The organism is Actinacidiphila sp. bgisy167 (assembly GCF_057707665.1).
This window is the reverse complement of record NZ_JBYIQP010000068.1, coordinates 21,949-37,200: the sequence shown is the minus strand read 5'-3', so window position 1 is coordinate 37,200 and position 15,252 is coordinate 21,949. Positions and strand designations below refer to the sequence as shown.

General features: G+C 72.2%; 14 protein-coding genes and 1 pseudogene. 5 read left to right on the top strand and 10 right to left on the bottom strand.

All coding sequences use genetic code 11. The annotated features are described in order from the left end of the window. Nucleotides 1-121: 121 nt before the first annotated feature. Complete coding sequence (locus AC3ET4_RS23155; RefSeq protein ID WP_431952441.1) at nt 122-535, top strand: hypothetical protein; 414 nt, start codon at nt 122-124, stop codon at nt 533-535. Between the two features lie 30 nt (nt 536-565). Further along, entirely contained in the window at nt 566-1,303 is a 738-nt protein-coding gene (locus tag AC3ET4_RS23150) for a nucleotidyltransferase family protein (RefSeq protein ID WP_431952439.1), read from the top strand. A 180-nt stretch (nt 1,304-1,483) separates the two neighbouring features. On the opposite strand, the gene AC3ET4_RS23145 is transcribed toward AC3ET4_RS23150, so the two are convergent. The 6 genes from AC3ET4_RS23145 to AC3ET4_RS23120 all read right to left on the bottom strand — a co-directional run bounded on the left by AC3ET4_RS23145 (nt 1,484) and on the right by AC3ET4_RS23120 (nt 7,904). Next, nucleotides 1,484-3,199 carry a DoxX family protein gene (locus AC3ET4_RS23145; RefSeq protein WP_431952437.1) on the bottom strand — a complete coding sequence of 572 codons (1,716 nt, stop codon included), beginning with the start codon at nt 3,197-3,199 and terminating at the stop codon, nt 1,484-1,486. A 150-nt stretch (nt 3,200-3,349) separates the two neighbouring features. Further along, the gene (gene rlmB, locus AC3ET4_RS23140; RefSeq protein WP_431952435.1) at nt 3,350-4,306 is read right to left on the bottom strand and encodes a 23S rRNA (guanosine(2251)-2'-O)-methyltransferase RlmB; all 957 of its coding nucleotides are present in this window, start codon (nt 4,304-4,306) and stop codon (nt 3,350-3,352) included. 76 nt (nt 4,307-4,382) lie between these two features. Continuing rightward, on the bottom strand, nt 4,383-5,777 hold the full coding sequence (cysS, locus tag AC3ET4_RS23135; protein ID WP_431952433.1) for a cysteine--tRNA ligase: 1,395 nt from the start codon (nt 5,775-5,777) through the stop codon (nt 4,383-4,385). 177 nt (nt 5,778-5,954) lie between these two features. Further along, on the bottom strand, nt 5,955-6,479 hold the full coding sequence (gene ispF / locus AC3ET4_RS23130) for a 2-C-methyl-D-erythritol 2,4-cyclodiphosphate synthase (RefSeq protein WP_431952431.1): 525 nt from the start codon (nt 6,477-6,479) through the stop codon (nt 5,955-5,957). Then, a complete protein-coding gene (gene ispD, locus AC3ET4_RS23125) occupies nt 6,469-7,200 on the bottom strand; it encodes a 2-C-methyl-D-erythritol 4-phosphate cytidylyltransferase (protein ID WP_431952445.1) in 732 nt (243 codons plus the stop codon). Before ispD ends, ispF begins: the two co-directional genes overlap by 11 nt. 221 nt (nt 7,201-7,421) lie before the next feature. Next, a complete protein-coding gene (locus tag AC3ET4_RS23120) occupies nt 7,422-7,904 on the bottom strand; it encodes a CarD family transcriptional regulator (RefSeq protein ID WP_018559600.1) in 483 nt (160 codons plus the stop codon). Between the two features lie 666 nt (nt 7,905-8,570). Between AC3ET4_RS23120 and AC3ET4_RS23115 the strand changes: the two genes are divergently transcribed. Further along, nucleotides 8,571-9,158 (top strand): DUF461 domain-containing protein, encoded by a 588-nt coding sequence (locus AC3ET4_RS23115; protein ID WP_431952428.1) that lies wholly within the window; start codon nt 8,571-8,573, stop codon nt 9,156-9,158. Between the two features lie 94 nt (nt 9,159-9,252). On the opposite strand, the gene phoP is transcribed toward AC3ET4_RS23115, so the two are convergent. Both phoP and phoR read right to left on the bottom strand, forming a co-directional pair. Continuing rightward, nucleotides 9,253-9,933: a two-component system response regulator PhoP gene (phoP, locus tag AC3ET4_RS23110; protein ID WP_431952426.1), complete on the bottom strand. Its 681-nt coding sequence runs from the start codon at nt 9,931-9,933 to the stop codon at nt 9,253-9,255. Continuing rightward, on the bottom strand, nt 9,930-11,243 hold the full coding sequence (gene phoR, locus AC3ET4_RS23105; protein WP_431952424.1) for a two-component system sensor histidine kinase PhoR: 1,314 nt from the start codon (nt 11,241-11,243) through the stop codon (nt 9,930-9,932). Before phoR ends, phoP begins: the two co-directional genes overlap by 4 nt. A gap of 206 nt (nt 11,244-11,449) precedes the next feature. Between phoR and phoU the strand changes: the two genes are divergently transcribed. Beyond that, complete coding sequence (gene phoU / locus AC3ET4_RS23100) at nt 11,450-12,130, top strand: phosphate signaling complex protein PhoU (protein ID WP_431952422.1); 681 nt, start codon at nt 11,450-11,452, stop codon at nt 12,128-12,130. 506 nt (nt 12,131-12,636) lie between these two features. Here phoU and AC3ET4_RS23095 read toward each other — a convergent pair. Continuing rightward, complete coding sequence (locus tag AC3ET4_RS23095) at nt 12,637-13,116, bottom strand: VOC family protein (RefSeq protein ID WP_431952420.1); 480 nt, start codon at nt 13,114-13,116, stop codon at nt 12,637-12,639. Nucleotides 13,117-13,319: 203 nt separating this feature from the next. Between AC3ET4_RS23095 and AC3ET4_RS23090 the strand changes: the two are divergent. Further along, nucleotides 13,320-14,077: pseudogene (locus tag AC3ET4_RS23090) on the top strand (CDP-alcohol phosphatidyltransferase family protein). Nucleotides 14,078-14,118: 41 nt separating this feature from the next. Here AC3ET4_RS23090 and AC3ET4_RS23085 read toward each other — a convergent pair. Next, entirely contained in the window at nt 14,119-14,760 is a 642-nt protein-coding gene (locus AC3ET4_RS23085) for a class I SAM-dependent methyltransferase (protein WP_431952418.1), read from the bottom strand. Nucleotides 14,761-15,252 lie beyond the last annotated feature (492 nt).

Here is a 15,252-nt window from a genome sequence, read left to right as displayed (position 1 = left end):
GGTCATACGACAGTGTTTCGACCATGTTCGTCAATGCGGCCGCACGAGATCAAGAGGCACCTATCACTCATCAGAGTGGCTAAATGTCGCCAAATCATCACTCCTCGCTACCATCACTGCCGTGAACCAGGTAGCCCGCCACATCGGCAAGTCACTCGCTCTCGTCCTCCCCGTCGTCCTCGTGCTCTCCGGCACCCTCGCCGTCACCCGCGTCCCGTGGGCCACTTCGGCGTCCGAGGCCCAGGTCCTCACCGCCTCGCACCAGAAGAAGGCGGCGTCCGAGAGGTCGGCCCCGCAGGAGGTGCTCCGTCGCAAGCTGCTGGGCGAACTGCGGGAGAAGAACCCCGGCATCGCCCTGACGCATCTGCAGCGGGAGATGGCGGAGCGGCCCTCGCTGGCGCAGTACTGCGGCTCGATCGCCCGGTCCCTGGGGCGCGCCGCGGTCGCCAAGTACGGTTCGGTGCACCGCGCGCAGGCGTGGTCCCGGCCGGTCTGCGACACCGCCTTCGCGACAGGCGTGGCCTCGGTCGGATGACCCGTCGCGCGGGTCGCGTAGGGTGCGCCCATGACCGGCACGCCCGCGCCCTCCCAGACGGTGACCCAGGCCGTCCTCCTCGCCGGAGGACAGGGGTCCCGCCTGAGGCCCTACACCGACACCCGCCCCAAGCCGATGATCGAGATCCCCGGGACCGGGATCCCGATCATCGGCCATCAACTCGCCTGGCTGGCCGCCGAGGGCGTCACCGACGCCGTGATCTCGTGCGGCCATCTCGCTGAGGTCCTCCAGGAGTGGCTCGACGGCGCGGCGGCCGATCTGCCGCTGCGGGTCACCACGGTCGTCGAGCATGAACCGCTGGGCCGCGGTGGCGGCTTGAGGTACGCCGCCGCCCGCCTGCCCCGGCCGCAGGAGGCCTGGTACGCCACCAACGGCGACATCTGGACGCGGTTCTCCCTGCGGGAGATGGCCGCCTTCCACGTCGAGCGGGCCGCGGTCGCCACGCTGGCGCTGGCCCGTCCCCGCATCCCGTGGGGAGCCGTGGAGACCGACGAGTTCGGCCATGTACTGGACTTCGTCGAGGCCCCGCTCTCGCCCTTCCTCGTCAACGCGGGCGTCTACGTCTTCTCCCCCGAGTTCACCGGGCTGCTCCCGGAACGCGGCGACCACGAGCGCACGACGTTCCCCCGACTCGCCCGGGAGCGGCGGCTCGCGGGCTTCCCGCTGCCCCAGGGCGCGTACTGGCGGGCCATCGACACCGCCAAGGACCTCTCCGAGGCCGCGAAGGAACTCGCCTCCCGGTCCTGAGCGCGACCCACCGCGGGCCGCCGGCCTCCGCCCCACCCCCGGGCCCCCTGGGCACCCGCCGGGCCGCGAAGGCGCACAGCGGCCGCCACAGGGCCGAGACGACGTGTGACGGAACGGACAGGAAGAGGCGGCCGGAGGAAGGAATCCTCCGGCCGCCTCTTCCCGTGCGCGGTACGGGCGTTACATGACCTTCCCCGGACCGCCCCGCTCCGGGGCGCCGAGCAGCCAGCCGGAGGTCTCTCCGCTGCCCAGCAGCCCGCCGAGCGCGCCGCCGGTCTCGGAGGAACCGCCGCCGTTTCCGCCACCGCCGTTGCCGCCGCCCTGGGGGGGCGGGTCGCTGGGCAGTGTGGGGCGGGAGGGGGCGGACGGCACGGTCTGCACGGGCTGTCCGCCCGTTCCCCCGCCGGTGCCGCCTGCTCCGCCGGTGCCGGTGCCCGCCCCGGTCCCGGTGCCACTGCGGGACGAGGAGGAGCCGGGACGCGACTGCCTGGCGTTCGGCGCCGAGGACGTCGCCCCCGGGGCCGACGGCGATGCCGAGGGAGAGGACGAGGGACTGCCGGAACGGCCCGCCGAGGGAGCCGTGGTGGGCCGGGCGGACTTCTTGCCGGGCGCCTCGGGCAGCGGCGAGCCCTCCAGGTTGTTGGTGGGCAGATCGGTCGGGGCGGGAAGCTGGGACCGCGGGGTGGTGGAGCGCACGGCGGTACCGAGGGTGGCGCCGACCACGAGCGAGATGCCGGTCAGCACCGTGGCCAGCACCGCGCCGCGGCGCAGTACCCGGCGCCGCAACTCCCCGAGCGGCGCGCGCGGGCCGAGCTTGCGCCAGGCCTCGCTCGCCAGCCGTCCGTCGGCGGAGTAGACCGGCGCTCCCGCGATGACCAGGGGGCTCCAGGCAGCGAGCAGGATGATGTCGGGCGTGTCGTACACCGGGTGGGTGCGCCAGCTCACGGTCACCAGCAGCGCCGCCGACAGCAGGGCGCCGATCGACGCCGCGAACCGCTGCCAGAGCCCGAAGACCGTCAGCACACCGGCGATGACCTGCAGGAAGGCGACGGTCAGCCCGGCGCCGATGGGGTGCGCGAGGGCAAGGTCGCGCAGCGGCTCCGCCAGACCCCACGGGTGGAGCGAGCCGAGCCAGGTGACCATCGAACCGCGCTTGCCGCCGTCGAAGTAGACGGGGTCGCAGAGCTTGCCCATGCCGGCGTAGATGGAGATGAAGCCGAGGAAGATGCGCAGCGGCAGCAGCACGATGCCGAGGTTCATCCGACGCCCGGGGTAGTAGGCGTGCCGGATGGGATCGGCCCGCTCCCGGTTGCGGCCGCGGCCGTACTCCTCGTTCGGCCCCTCGTACGGGTCGGCGTCCGGGTCGTCGCCGACGGGGGCGGTGCGAGGCGCGGTGTACGCGAACTCGTCGGTGTCCTCGGGATCGCGGCGGCCGCCGTAGGCGCCGCGCGCGGGGCGGGGGCCGCCGAGCATCTCGCCGGGCGCGGGCGGCCGGCGGGGCGGGCCGACGACGGGCTGCGGCGGCTCCTCGATCCGCGGCAGCACCTGGGTCGCGGCGCCGAGGTCGGGGCCGTCCGTCTGACCGTGCCGCACCGCGGCGAGCAGCTGGGTGGCGGCGGCGTCGCCGGGTTCGCTGCGCCCGGACCACACCAGGGGCGCGCCGCGCCGCCGCGCGGCGGCGGAGGGGCGGACGGACGTCGGGATGACGGGGACGCGCTGGGTCCTCGTCAGGGCTCGGCCCGACGTAGCGCCGAGCTGCACGCGGAAGCTGGCGTGGTTGACGATGACCTGGGCCGGGTCGGAGGAGACTTTGAGCATGTTGAGAACAGGCTCGTCGGTGATCGACGACGACCGTCCCCCCGGAGGAGTGCGGGGTGTTCTGGTGTCCACACTCATCTAACCGAGTGACACCCGATAAGGACACTGTGTGACGGGCCCCGTTGTGTCCGAGGCCCGTCAACCAGGGGTTCCCCGCCCGATGCGCGCGGGGGCGTGTGCCCATGCGCACGCGGGGGCGCCTGCCCGTTCCCCGGGCTGCGGGCGCGGTCAGGCCCGGCGGCGCGACGCCTCGTAGAGCACGATGCCTGCGGCGACACCGGCGTTCAGCGATTCCGCGCCGCCCGGCATCGGGATGCGCACCCGCAGATCGCAGGTCTCGCCGACGAGCCGGGACAGGCCCTTGCCCTCCGAGCCCGCCACGATGACGACCGGTCCGGCCAGCGCCTCGAGGTCGTGCAGTTCCACCTCGCCGTCGGCGGCCAGGCCGACGACCGTCAGCCCCGCCTTCTGGTAGGCCTCCAGCGTCCGGGTGAGGTTGGTGGCACGGGCCACCTGGACCTGGGCGGCGGTGCCGGCCGAGGTCTTCCAGGCGCCCGCGGTCATCCCGGCGGCGCGGCGCTCGGGCACGACGACCCCGTGGCCCCCGAAGGCGGCGACGGAACGGACGACGGCGCCGAGGTTGCGCGGGTCGGTGACCCCGTCGAGCGCGACGATCAGCGGGTCCTCGCCCGCGTCGGAGGCCTCGGCGGCGAGGTCCTCGGGGTGGGCGTACTCGTAGGGCGGGATCTGCAGCACCAGGCCCTGGTGGTTGAGCCCGTTGGTGATGCGGTCCAGCTCGGGCCGCGGGGCCTCCATGAGCGGGATGCCGCGGTCGGTGGCGAGCTTGATCGCCTCGCGCACGCGCTCGTCGTTGTCGATGAACTGCTGGACGTAGACGGCCGACGCCGGGATGTCGGCGCGCAGCGCCTCGACCACGGGGTTGCGCCCGGCCACCAGCTCGGCGGTCGACTTGGCGCCCCGGCCCGAGGGACGGCGCGACTGCGTGGACGCGGTGCGCCGCGCCCGGGCGTTGGCGGCCCGCTGCTTGGCGTGCCCCTTGCGCGCCTCCGCGGGCGGGGTGGGGCCCTTTCCCTCCAGGGCCCTGCGCCGCTGCCCGCCGCTACCCACCGTCGCGCCCTTCTTGTTGGACGTGCGGCGGTTCCTGCGCTGGCTGTTGCCGGCCATGGGTCACCTGTTTCCTGCTGCTGTTGCTGCTACTGCGTGAACGTACGTACGTGTCAATGATGACGCGGGCGCCGGGCTACCGGGAGCCGAGCGTCCAGCGCGGGCCCGAGGAGGTGTCCTCGATCTCCAGCCCGGACTGCTGGAGCCGGTCGCGGATGGCGTCGGCGGTCGCGTAGTCCTTGCGGCCGCGGGCCGACTCCCGCTGCTCCAGCACCAGCCGGACGAGGGAGTCCACCACCCCGTGCAGGTCCTCGCCGCTGCCGTCGCCGGCCCAGTGCGGGTCCAGCGGGTCAAGGCCCAGGACGCCGAGCATCGCGCGCACCTCGGCGAGGCGGGCGACGGCGCTGTCCTTGTCGTCGGCGGTGAGCGCCGAGTTGCCCTGCCGGACGGTGGTGTGGACGATCGCCAGCGCCTGGGGGACGCCCATGTCGTCGTCCATCGCCTCGGCGAAGGCGGGCGGCACCTCGGCGGCCGGCTCGACCGGGCCGGCCATCTCGACGACCCGCTGCACGAAGCCCTCGATGCGCGAGAACGCCGACTCGGCCTCCCGCAGCGACTCCTCGCTGTACTCGATCATCGAGCGGTAGTGCGGGGTGCCGAGGTAGTAGCGCAGCACGATGGGCCGCCAGCGCTTGGTCATCTCGGCCACGAGGACCGAGTTGCCGAGCGACTTGCTCATCTTCTCGCCGCTCATCGTGACCCAGGCGTTGTGCACCCAGTACCGCGCGAACTCGTCGCCGAAGGCCTTGGCCTGGGCGATCTCGTTCTCGTGGTGCGGGAAGATCAGGTCGATGCCGCCGCCGTGGATGTCGAAGGCGGCGCCCAGGTACTTGTGGGCCATCGCGGAGCACTCCAGGTGCCAGCCGGGGCGGCCGCGGCCCCACGGGGTCTCCCAGGACGGCTCGCCGGGCTTGGCGGCCTTCCACATCGCGAAGTCGCGCGGGTCGCGCTTTCCGGTCTCGCCCTCGCTCTCCGGCTGGCGCAGGTTGCCGAGCTCCTGGTTGGACAGCTGCAGGTAGTCCGGGAAGGAGTGGACGTCGAAGTAGACGTTGCCCTCGGACTCGTAGGCGTGGCCGCGCTCGATGAGGCCGCGCATCATCTCGATCATCTCGGGCACGTGGCCGGTGGCGCGCGGCTCGTAGGTGGGCGGCAGGCAGCCGAGCGCGTCGTAGCCGTCGTTGAAGGCCCGCTCGTTCTCGTAGCCGATCGCCCACCAGGGGCGGCCCTGCTCGCCGGACTTGGCGATGATCTTGTCGTCGATGTCGGTGACGTTGCGGACGAACGTCACGTCGTAGCCGCGGTAGGCGAACCAGCGGCGCATGATGTCGAAGTTCAGGCCGGACCTGATGTGCCCGATGTGCGGCGCTGCCTGCACGGTCGCGCCGCACAGGTAGATCGAGACGCAGCCCGGCCGGAGCGGGGTGAAGTCACGGACCTGGCGCGCGTCGGTGTCGTACAGGCGAATAGTCACGCATCAAGCCTAGTGGCCCCGGGTGTGTGCGCCGTCCGTTCCGGGCCGGTTTCACGGTGTCGTGACCTGCGCGCCCCCGTGGCACCGGCCGCCGGGGCGGCCGGGGGGCCCGCGCTTCACCCGTACGGCGGAATGCGCGGCTCTGCGGACGCGCGGTCAAGTGCCGTGCGCCACCGGTCACTTCGTGCGGCGGACCACCAGCGCGGTCGCCACGGCCGCCAGTCCCTCGCCGCGCCCGGTGAAGCCCAGGCCGTCGGTCGTTGCGCCGGAGACCGCCACCGGGGCGCCCACCGCGGAGGAGAGGATCTTCTGGGCCTCCTCACGCCGCTTGCCGATCTTGGGCCGCGGGCCGATGACCTGGACGGCCACATTGCCGATGTCGTAACCCGCCTCCCGGACGATCCGAGCCGCCTCCGTGAGCAAGGTCACACCGGAGGCCCCCGACCACTGCGGGCGGCCGGTGCCGAAGTGGGCGCCGAGGTCGCCCATGCCGGCGGCGGAGAACAGCGCGTTGCAGGCGGCGTGCGCGACGACGTCGGCGTCGGAGTGCCCGGCCAGGCCGTCCCCCTCGCCCTCCCAGAGCAGGCCGGCGACCCACAGGTCGCGGCCCTCCTCGAAGGCGTGGATGTCGGTGCCGATACCCACCTGGGGCAGCACCGGCATGTGCGGGGCCCGGGTGTCGGCGGTCGGCTCAGTAGTCATCGGCGGCCCTCCTGCGGGCGAGCACGGCCTCGGCGAGGACGAGGTCCAGCGGGCGGGTGACCTTGAAGGCCTCCTCGTGGCCCGGCACGACCGACACCGGCACGCCGAGCTGCTCCACCATGCTCGCGTCGTCCGTGACGGCGCCGGTGACCGCGGCGTGCGCCTTGAGCAGGGTCGCCCGGTCGAAGCCCTGGGGGGTCTGGACGGCGCGCAGCAGCGAGCGGTCCGGGGTACCGACGACGGCGTCGGTGGCCGGGTCGATCTCCTTGACCGTGTCGGCGAGCGGCAGCCCCGGCACGACGGCCGGAGCGCCCTCGCGCACGGCGGCGGCGACGGCCTCGACCAGGTCGACCGGCACCAGGGGGCGGGCGGCGTCATGGACGAGCACCACGTCGACCTCGTCCGGCAGCGCGGCGAGGCCGAGCCGTACCGATTCCTGCCGGCTCTCGCCGCCGGCGACGACCTTTATGTCCTTCGCCTCGGGCAGGCCGTGGCTGCCGAGCAGCGCCCTGACCTCGGCGACGCCGTCGGGGGGCGCCACCACGACGACCAGTGCCACCGCGCGGACGCGGATCATGGCACGCACCGCGTGCACGAGGATGGGAACGCCGCCCAGGGTGCGCAGCGCCTTGGGCGCACCGGGGCCGAGCCGGACTCCGCGTCCGGCGGCGGGAATGACTGCCGCGGTAGTCAGGTTTGTGTCCTTGGCCGAAATGGGTATCGCCTCAACGTGCCGGGCGCGCAGCCCCTGTCGGACCCTTCCGTGACACCGACAGGGCCGGCTGCCCGGGCCCGGCTACCAGTATGCAGGGGGAGACGACGCGGATACGAAGACGAGGGGGCCCTCGGCGTCGTCGAAGTGACAGGCCACCGTGACGGCACCCCGGCATGCCGCAGTGCCCGGCGTGCGAGACGCACCGGGCACTACGGCGGAATTCCGCGTCAGGACGCGAGAACCTCGTCAAGGAGGGTCTCGGCCTTGTCCTCGTTGGTGTTCTCCGCGAGCGCGAGCTCACTGACCAGGATCTGGCGGGCCTTGGCGAGCATGCGCTTCTCCCCGGCCGACAGCCCGCGCTCCCGCTCGCGGCGCCACAGGTCGCGCACGACTTCCGCGACCTTGATGACGTCGCCGGAGGCGAGCTTCTCCAGATTTGCCTTGTAGCGGCGGGACCAGTTGGTGGGCTCCTCGGTGTACGGTGCGCGCAGCACCTCGAAGACCCGGTCCAGCCCTTCCTGACCGACCACGTCGCGCACGCCGACGAACTCCGCATTGTCCGCGGGCACGCGTACCGTCAAGTCGCCCTGGGCGACCTTGAGCACCAAGTAGGTCTTGTCCACGCCTTTGATCTGGCGAGTTTCGATGGCCTCGATCAGCGCGGCCCCGTGATGGGGATAGACCACGGTGTCGCCAACCTTGAACGTCATGTGACAGGTACCCCTTCCGTGGCTATCCAGGGTAACACGGGGACGGCTGGTTCTGAATGACGTTTTCGCAGGTCAGGGCATATCTCGGGGCTTGACAAGTGTGACCGGAACGTGCTGCGAGGGGGGAGCGGAGGGCGGAATTCGCAGGTCGGAGCGGGTGCCGAGGGGCCCTGAAACACCCCCGTCACACCCCGCGGACGACCGGGAAGACAGGAGGAACATCCCGATTTGTCGCTCTCTTGCGGGGGGTCGGTCGCTACTCCGTTCGGCCGCCACGGGCTTGCCGCGATCCATTTTCACACCGCGCCGGATTTCCGTCCGCGGGATGAACAAGAAATGGATCTTGCCGGTGTGGCGAGAATCGTTCGGAGGAATCCCGGAATGGATTCCGCCGTGGTCATGCCCGTTCGTCCGGATACCCCGCCCAGGCCCCGCGGGAACGCCGCAGGACCCCGCAGGAACGCCCCCGGGGCGCGCGGACGCCTCCGGGGACACCGGGCGGGACACCCGGGCGGGTGAAGACCCGGCCCGGCGGGGGGTGGGCCGGTGCGGGCGGGCCGAAGGGGCTCGGTAACCTAATCCAGCACCAGGTAAGCCGTAAGTCCCGTACGTCCGCACCTCTGTACCTCCGTACTCCGCTACCCCGCCCAAGGAGATGCCGCCGCCGTGAGCAGCAGCCTTCGACGCGGCGCCCTCGCCGCCGCCCTCACCCTCTCGCTCTTCCCGCTCGCCGCCTGCGCCGCCGGGAACCACGCGGAGACGCTGCGCGTCAGGCCGGACAACGCCGCGACCAGCGTCGGCGACATCGAGATCCAGAACGCCGTGGTGCTCACCCAGGCCACCTCCGACGGCAACTCCTCGGTCACGGCCAAGATCTTCAACAACGGCGACGACGAGCAGACCCTGGAGTCGGTGAAGGTCGGCTCCCTGGACGCCGAACTGTCCGGCCCGATCAAGCTGCCCGCCCACGGCTCCGTGCTGCTCGGCGGCGAGGGGAACCCGTCCGCCGTCTTCAAGGGCGGCTCCGAGAGCAAGAACGACGGCGACTTCAAGGACATCGTCTTCGACTTCAGCAAGACCGGCGAGGTCACCCTGCCGAGCCTGGCGCTGCCCGCCGCCGGCTACTACACCTCCTTCGGGCCGAGCGAGAAGGCCTCGCCCACCGAAACGGAGAGCCCCGAGTCGCCCACCACCGAAGGCGCCACGGCCTCGCCGACCGCGACGGAGAAGATCACCGAGTCGCCCACCGGCTGAGGCACCCCGGCACAGGAAAGGGGCCCCGGGAGCGCTGCGCTCCTGGGGCCCCTTCACATCCGGCGGCCGCGCGTGCGGGCGCGGCCGGTCCGGTCTACGGCTCGAACTTGTAGCCCAGGCCGCGCACCGTCACCAGGTAGCGCGGCGCGCCCGGGTCCGGCTCGATCTTCGCGCGGAGCCGCTTGACGTGGACGTCGAGGGTCTTGGTGTCGCCGACGTAGTCGGCGCCCCAGACCCGGTCGATGAGCTGCATGCGGGTGAGGACGCGGCCCGCGTTGCGCAGCAGCATCTCCAGGAGGTCGAACTCCTTGAGCGGCAGGTCCACCTTGCCGCCGCCCACCGTGACGACGTGCCGGTCGACGTCCATGCGGACCGGGCCGGCCTCCAGCGCCGCGGGCGAGACCTCCTCGGGCTCGCCGCGGCGGCGCAGCACGGCGCGGATGCGGGCGACCAGCTCGCGCGAGGAGTAGGGCTTGGTGACGTAGTCGTCCGCTCCTATCTCGAGACCGACGACCTTGTCGATCTCGCTGTCCTTGGCGGTGACCATGATCACCGGGACGGCGGACTTCAGCCGCAGCTGACGGCAGACCTCCGTGCCGGGCAGGCCCGGCAGCATCAGGTCGAGCAGGACCAGGTCGGCGCCGTTGCGCTCGAACTCTTCCAGCGCGTCGGGCCCGGTCGGCGCGATGGCGACCTCGAAGCCCTCCTTGCGGAGCATGTACGACAGGGCGTCGCTGAAGGACTCTTCGTCCTCGACGACGAGTACTCGGGTCACGGAAGGACCTCCGGGGCGGGGATGTGATCGGGCAACGTCTCATAGAGCGCGGAGGAGGAGCCGGAGCCGGGCCCGGGCTCCCCGTCCTCCGCCGCCACGGCGGTGGAGCGGTCCCGGTCATCCCGGGACACCGCGGCCTCGGGCAGCCGCAGGGTGAAGGTGGAGCCCTGGCCTTCGGCGCTCCACACCGTGACCTCTCCACCGTGGGAGGCGGCCACGTGCTTGACGATGGACAGACCGAGGCCGGTGCCGCCCGTGGCGCGCGAACGCGCCGGGTCGACCCGGTAGAACCGTTCGAAGATGCGGTCCCGGTCCTTTTCCGAGATGCCGATTCCCTGGTCGGTCACGGAGATCTCGATCAGTTCCCCAGAGCCTCCGGCCTGGGAGTTCTTGCCGCCGGGGGCGGCGACCCTGCGGCCCGCGATGCCGACGCGGGTGCGGGCCGGACTGTAGTTGACCGCGTTCTCGACGAGGTTGCCGAGCGCGGCCGCGAGCTGGCTGCGGTTGCCCCAGATGTACATGCCGGGGGCGGCACCGGTGGCCATGGTGATCTGCTTGGCGTTCGCCGGGTGCCGGCAGCGGTCCACGGCCTCGGCGACGAGGTCGTCGACGGCGACCGCCTCCGCGTCGTCGAGGCGGTTGTCGTCCTGGACCCGGGAGAGGTCGATGATCTCCTGGACCAGGCTGGTCAGCCGGGCGGCCTCGATCTGCATCCGGCCCGCGAAGCGCTCGACGGCCTCCGGGTCGTCGCTGGCGTCCATCACCGCTTCGGAGAGCAGCGACAGCGCCCCGACCGGGGTCTTGAGCTCATGGCTGACGTTGGCGACGAAGTCCCGCCGCACGGCCTCGATGCGGCGGGCGTCGGTCAGGTCCTCGACCAGCAGCAGCACCAGGCGCGAGCCCAGTGGCGCCACCCGCGCGGAGACCGCGAGGCCCTCGCCCCGACCGGCGCCCCGGCGGGGCAGGTCCAGTTCCACCTGCCGTATCTCGCCGTCCCGCCGGGTCTCCCGGGCCATCTGCAGCATCTGGTCGACGGCGAGCCTTCCACCGCGGACCAGCCCGAGCGCGTACGCCGCCGAGCTCGCCTTGACCACAGTGTCGCCCTCGTCGAGGACGACGGCCGACGAGCGCAGCACGGACAGCACCGTGTCCACGCCCGGCGGCAGTACGGTCGCGGAGTCGGGCCGCAGGGAGGTTCGTGTGGGGCGGGCCTGTTCCCGCTCGCTCCAGCGGAACGCGAGCACGGCGATCACACCGGTACAGAGCCCGGCGATCGCACTGGCTGCGGCGACTGCCGCGTTCACGTCCATACACCCAGGTTAGGGGGACGAAATGTGTGGCCCCCAGGGTCGGAGCGTCTTCTCGAACACGCGTTGCCAAGAGTTCACCGTGGTGTCAGGACTGGTTCATTCCGGATGCTCGAGCGGTACGCGTGCCCACGCGAGCTTTGAGCGTGTCAGCGTGGGAGGGACAATCCTCTTTTCGCACGGCTGAAGCGGTAACGGGAAGGAATGCGATGCGCGACGCATATCACGAGGAACTCGACGGGGTCGGTGACGGCCTGGTCGACATGGCGCGGCTGGTCGGCTCCGCGATCGGGCGGGCCACCACGGCGCTGCTCGACGCCGACCTGAAGCTCGCGGAGAGCGTGATCGCCGCCGACGAGAAGGTCGACGACCTGCAGCGCGAGCTGGAGAGCCGGGCCATCACCCTGCTCGCCCGCCAGCAGCCCGTCGCGACCGACCTGCGGATCGTCGTCACCAGCCTGCGCATGAGCGCGGACCTGGAGCGCTCCGGCGACCTCGCCCGGCACGTGGCGAAGCTCGCACGACTGCGGTTCCCCAACACCGCCGTGCCGCGCGACCTGCACAGCACGATCCTGGAGATGGGACAGCTGGCGCAGCGCCTGATGGCGAAGGCCGCGGAGGTCATCGTCAGCAAGGACGTCGACGACGCGCTGCAGCTCGAGGCGGACGACGACCGCATGGACGAGCTGCACCGCACGCTCTTCCAGCACCTGCTCGACGACCGCTGGAAGCACGGGATCGAGACGGCCGTGGACGTCACCCTCGTCGGCCGCTACTACGAGCGTTTCGCCGACCACGCGGTCTCGGTCGCCAAGCGCGTCGTCTACCTCGTCACAGGTGAGCACGCGGACGAGCTGAGCCCGCCCCCCACCCCGATGCCGGCGGACTAGCCAGGCCTTGACGGCTGGAGCGGCTGATCAAGGCCGCTCCAGCCGTGGGCGTGCGGCGCGGGACGGCGTTCCGTACGGGCAAGGGCGCGCAGGGCATGCAGGGCGCGCGGGCGGGCGTGTGCACAGGGGCGCGCGCGCCTGTGGGGCGGAACGCTTCCACGCGCCGTTGATGCGCCGGGACGGGGCGCCGTTCACTGGTGGCAGGCATGCAAGCAGCCGTTGCCAACGGCAGAGGAGGGTAACCATGCCCGAGTCCCCCACGTCGTCCACCGCCCGCGATCAGCCGTCCCCCGAGGGGACCCCGCAATCCCCCGGCGTCCGGGAGCTGCCGCTGCTCGCGGCATGCGGCTGCGGATCCGGCTGCGGGTGCGGGTGCCAGTCCGGAGCGCCCTGCCGCTGCGGAGCCAGCTGCTGACCCCAGCGGTTCCCCGCCATCCGCGTTCTTCACTCCCGGGGGTCCGTCCGGATCGTTCCGGACGGACCCCCGTGGGCTGTCCTGCCCCGGCTCACCCTCCGTCGTACGCGCGCCGCAGCGCGGCGAGGTCGAGCTTCTTCATGGAGTACATCGCCTCCGTGGTCCGCCTGGCCTTCGCCGGGTCGGCGTCCCCGATCATCTCGAGCAGCACCTCGGGGAACACCTGCCAGGACACGCCGTACCGGTCCTTCAGCCACCCGCAGGGCCCTTCCTCACCGCCGTCGGTGAGCTTCTCCCAGTAGTAGTCGACCTCGGCCTGGTCGGCGCAGCGGATCTGGAACGAGACCGCCTCGGAGAAGGTGAACATCGGCCCGCCGTTCAGCGCCACGAACTTCTGGCCGTTGGCCGTGAACTCCACGGCCAGCACGGAGCCGGCGGGGCCGGGCCCGGCCTCGTTGTAGCGGCCGATCGTGCCGATGGCGGAGTTCTTGAAGATCGAGACGTAGTGGTTCGCCGCCTCCTCGGCCTTCCCGTCGAACCACAGGCACGTGGTGAAACCGTCGCTGGTCATCGCTGTCTCCTCGCTCCGGACGTATGGGGGCGTCGCTCCGGACGTATGGGCGCGTACCTACTGAAGACGGCCGAAGCGCGGAGAACTCATCGCCGGCCCGCCCGATGTGCCGCCTCGCCGTCCGGGGTCCCCGTCGGGAGCCGGCGGCGCATCCCCTAGCCTGTGCCGATCACGGTGCGTTGATCAGGTGGGAGGGAATGCTCATGACCGCTGCCCCGGCACTGGCGGAGCTGCGCGAGGTCTGCCAGCCGCAGGCGAAACTGCGCAGTCGCAACGGCGAGCACTGGGCGGGCCGCCTCTACATGCGGCGCGTGTCGCTCCGGGTGACCCGGCAGCTGGTGCGCACCCGGGTCTCCCCCGACACGCTGACCTGGACCATGGTCGTCTGCGGTGTCGGCGCGGGAGCCGCCCTGCTCGTACCGGGGCGGCGCTGGCCGCGGTGCTCTTCCAGCTCTTCCTGCTCTTCGACTGCGTGGACGGCGAAGTCGCCCGGTGGAAGGGCCAGAACAGCGCGACCGGCATCTATGTCGACCGCCTCGGCGCCTACCTGGCCGACGCCGCCCTGATGACCGGGGCCGGCTTCCGGGTGGCCCACACCGGGTCCCCGTACTGGGCCGCGGTCGGCCTCGCCACGGCCCTGGGGGTCGTGCTGCTGAAGGCGTCCACCGACCTCGTCGACGTCGCCCGCGCCCGACGGGGCCTCCCGGTCGCCGACGACGAGGCGGCCCGGCCCCGTTCCGCGGGCGTCGCCACCGTCCGCAGGCTCGCCTCCGCCCTCAAGATCCACCGCCTCACCAACGGCATCGAGGCCTCTCTCGTCCTCCTCGCCGCGGCGGTCGCGGACGCCCTGGCCGGCAGCCCCGCCCCGAGCGCCGTGACCCTGGCCGCGCTGGCGGCCGTCACCTGGCTCATGGTCGTCGCCCACCTGGCCTCGATCCTGTCCTCCTCGCGGCTGCGCTGACGGACGTGGGCCCCGTAGGCCGCGCCGTTCGACGGCGGCGGCTAGGAACGGGTCATGAGCAGGTGGCCCCTGCGGAAGCGCTCGTCCGGTCCGGGCTCCCGGAGCATGCGGCCGGTTTCGGTGAAGCCGGCGGCCTCCGCCAGGGCGGCGAGGTCGTCGATGGGCCAGCGGTAGGCCGTCGTCACCTTGTGGTCGAACGCGGCGAGGGGGCCGCCGCCGGATTCGAAGAAGCCCAGCAGGAGGTGGCCGCCCGGAGCCAGGGCCCGGTGGAACTCCTCGAAGTACCGGGGCAGGTCGCCCGGCGGGGTGTGGATGAGGGAGTACCAGGAAACCATGCCGTCCAGCTGGCCGTCGGCGACGGCGTCCAGGGCGTCCATCGAGCCCACGTCGAAGCGGAGTTCCGGATGCGCCTCGCGGGCGAGTCCGATCATCACGGGCGAGAGGTCGACGCCGAACGCCTCCAGCCCCAGGCCCCGCAGGTGCGCGGTGAGGTACCCCGGGCCGCAGCCGAGGTCGGCGACGGTCCTGCCGCCGGCCGCCCGCACGCAGTCGGCGAAGGCCCCGATCAGCGCACGGTCCAGCGGGAGCGAGCGGAGCGAGTCGCTGAACAGGTCGGCGTAGAGGACGGCGACGGCGTCGTAGGCACGGGCCGTCGAGGCGTGGTCGAGGGAGGGGTCGGTCACGGGGGACGACCCTAGGGTCCCGGCCACGGGCGGTAAAGGGTTCCGGCCGGGCGTTGGGGCGTAGGAGCCGGCGAAGCCGAAGGACGGGCCGCGCACGCTAGGGCGACTCGCGGGCAGGGGCCTCGGCGTGCGCCGTCATCCGCCGGCCCCGGCGCGCAATCGGCCACCCACCCGCGCTTGCGACTCACTTCTTGCGACGCTTGCTCGTCCTTCCTCGCTATCGGCTGACCGCGCTTCGTCCAGGGCCCTTGGTGGAGGTGGCAGCGCGAGGTGCCCTTCACCGTCTTGTTCTGGCAACGTCTCCCAGCCGCCGTCGGGCAACCGCATGTGCCTTGCTTCCAGTCGCCCACCGTCGTCCCACCCCAGCAGTCCACCCCGGGGACGTGCAGCAGGGCGCATGGCAAGCGGCCTCAAAGGCACGGGCGCACACCCGGCGTACTTCCTGGGCCCCGCTTTCCGACTGTGTGGGTGGGGTGGTGAGCTGTGTACAGG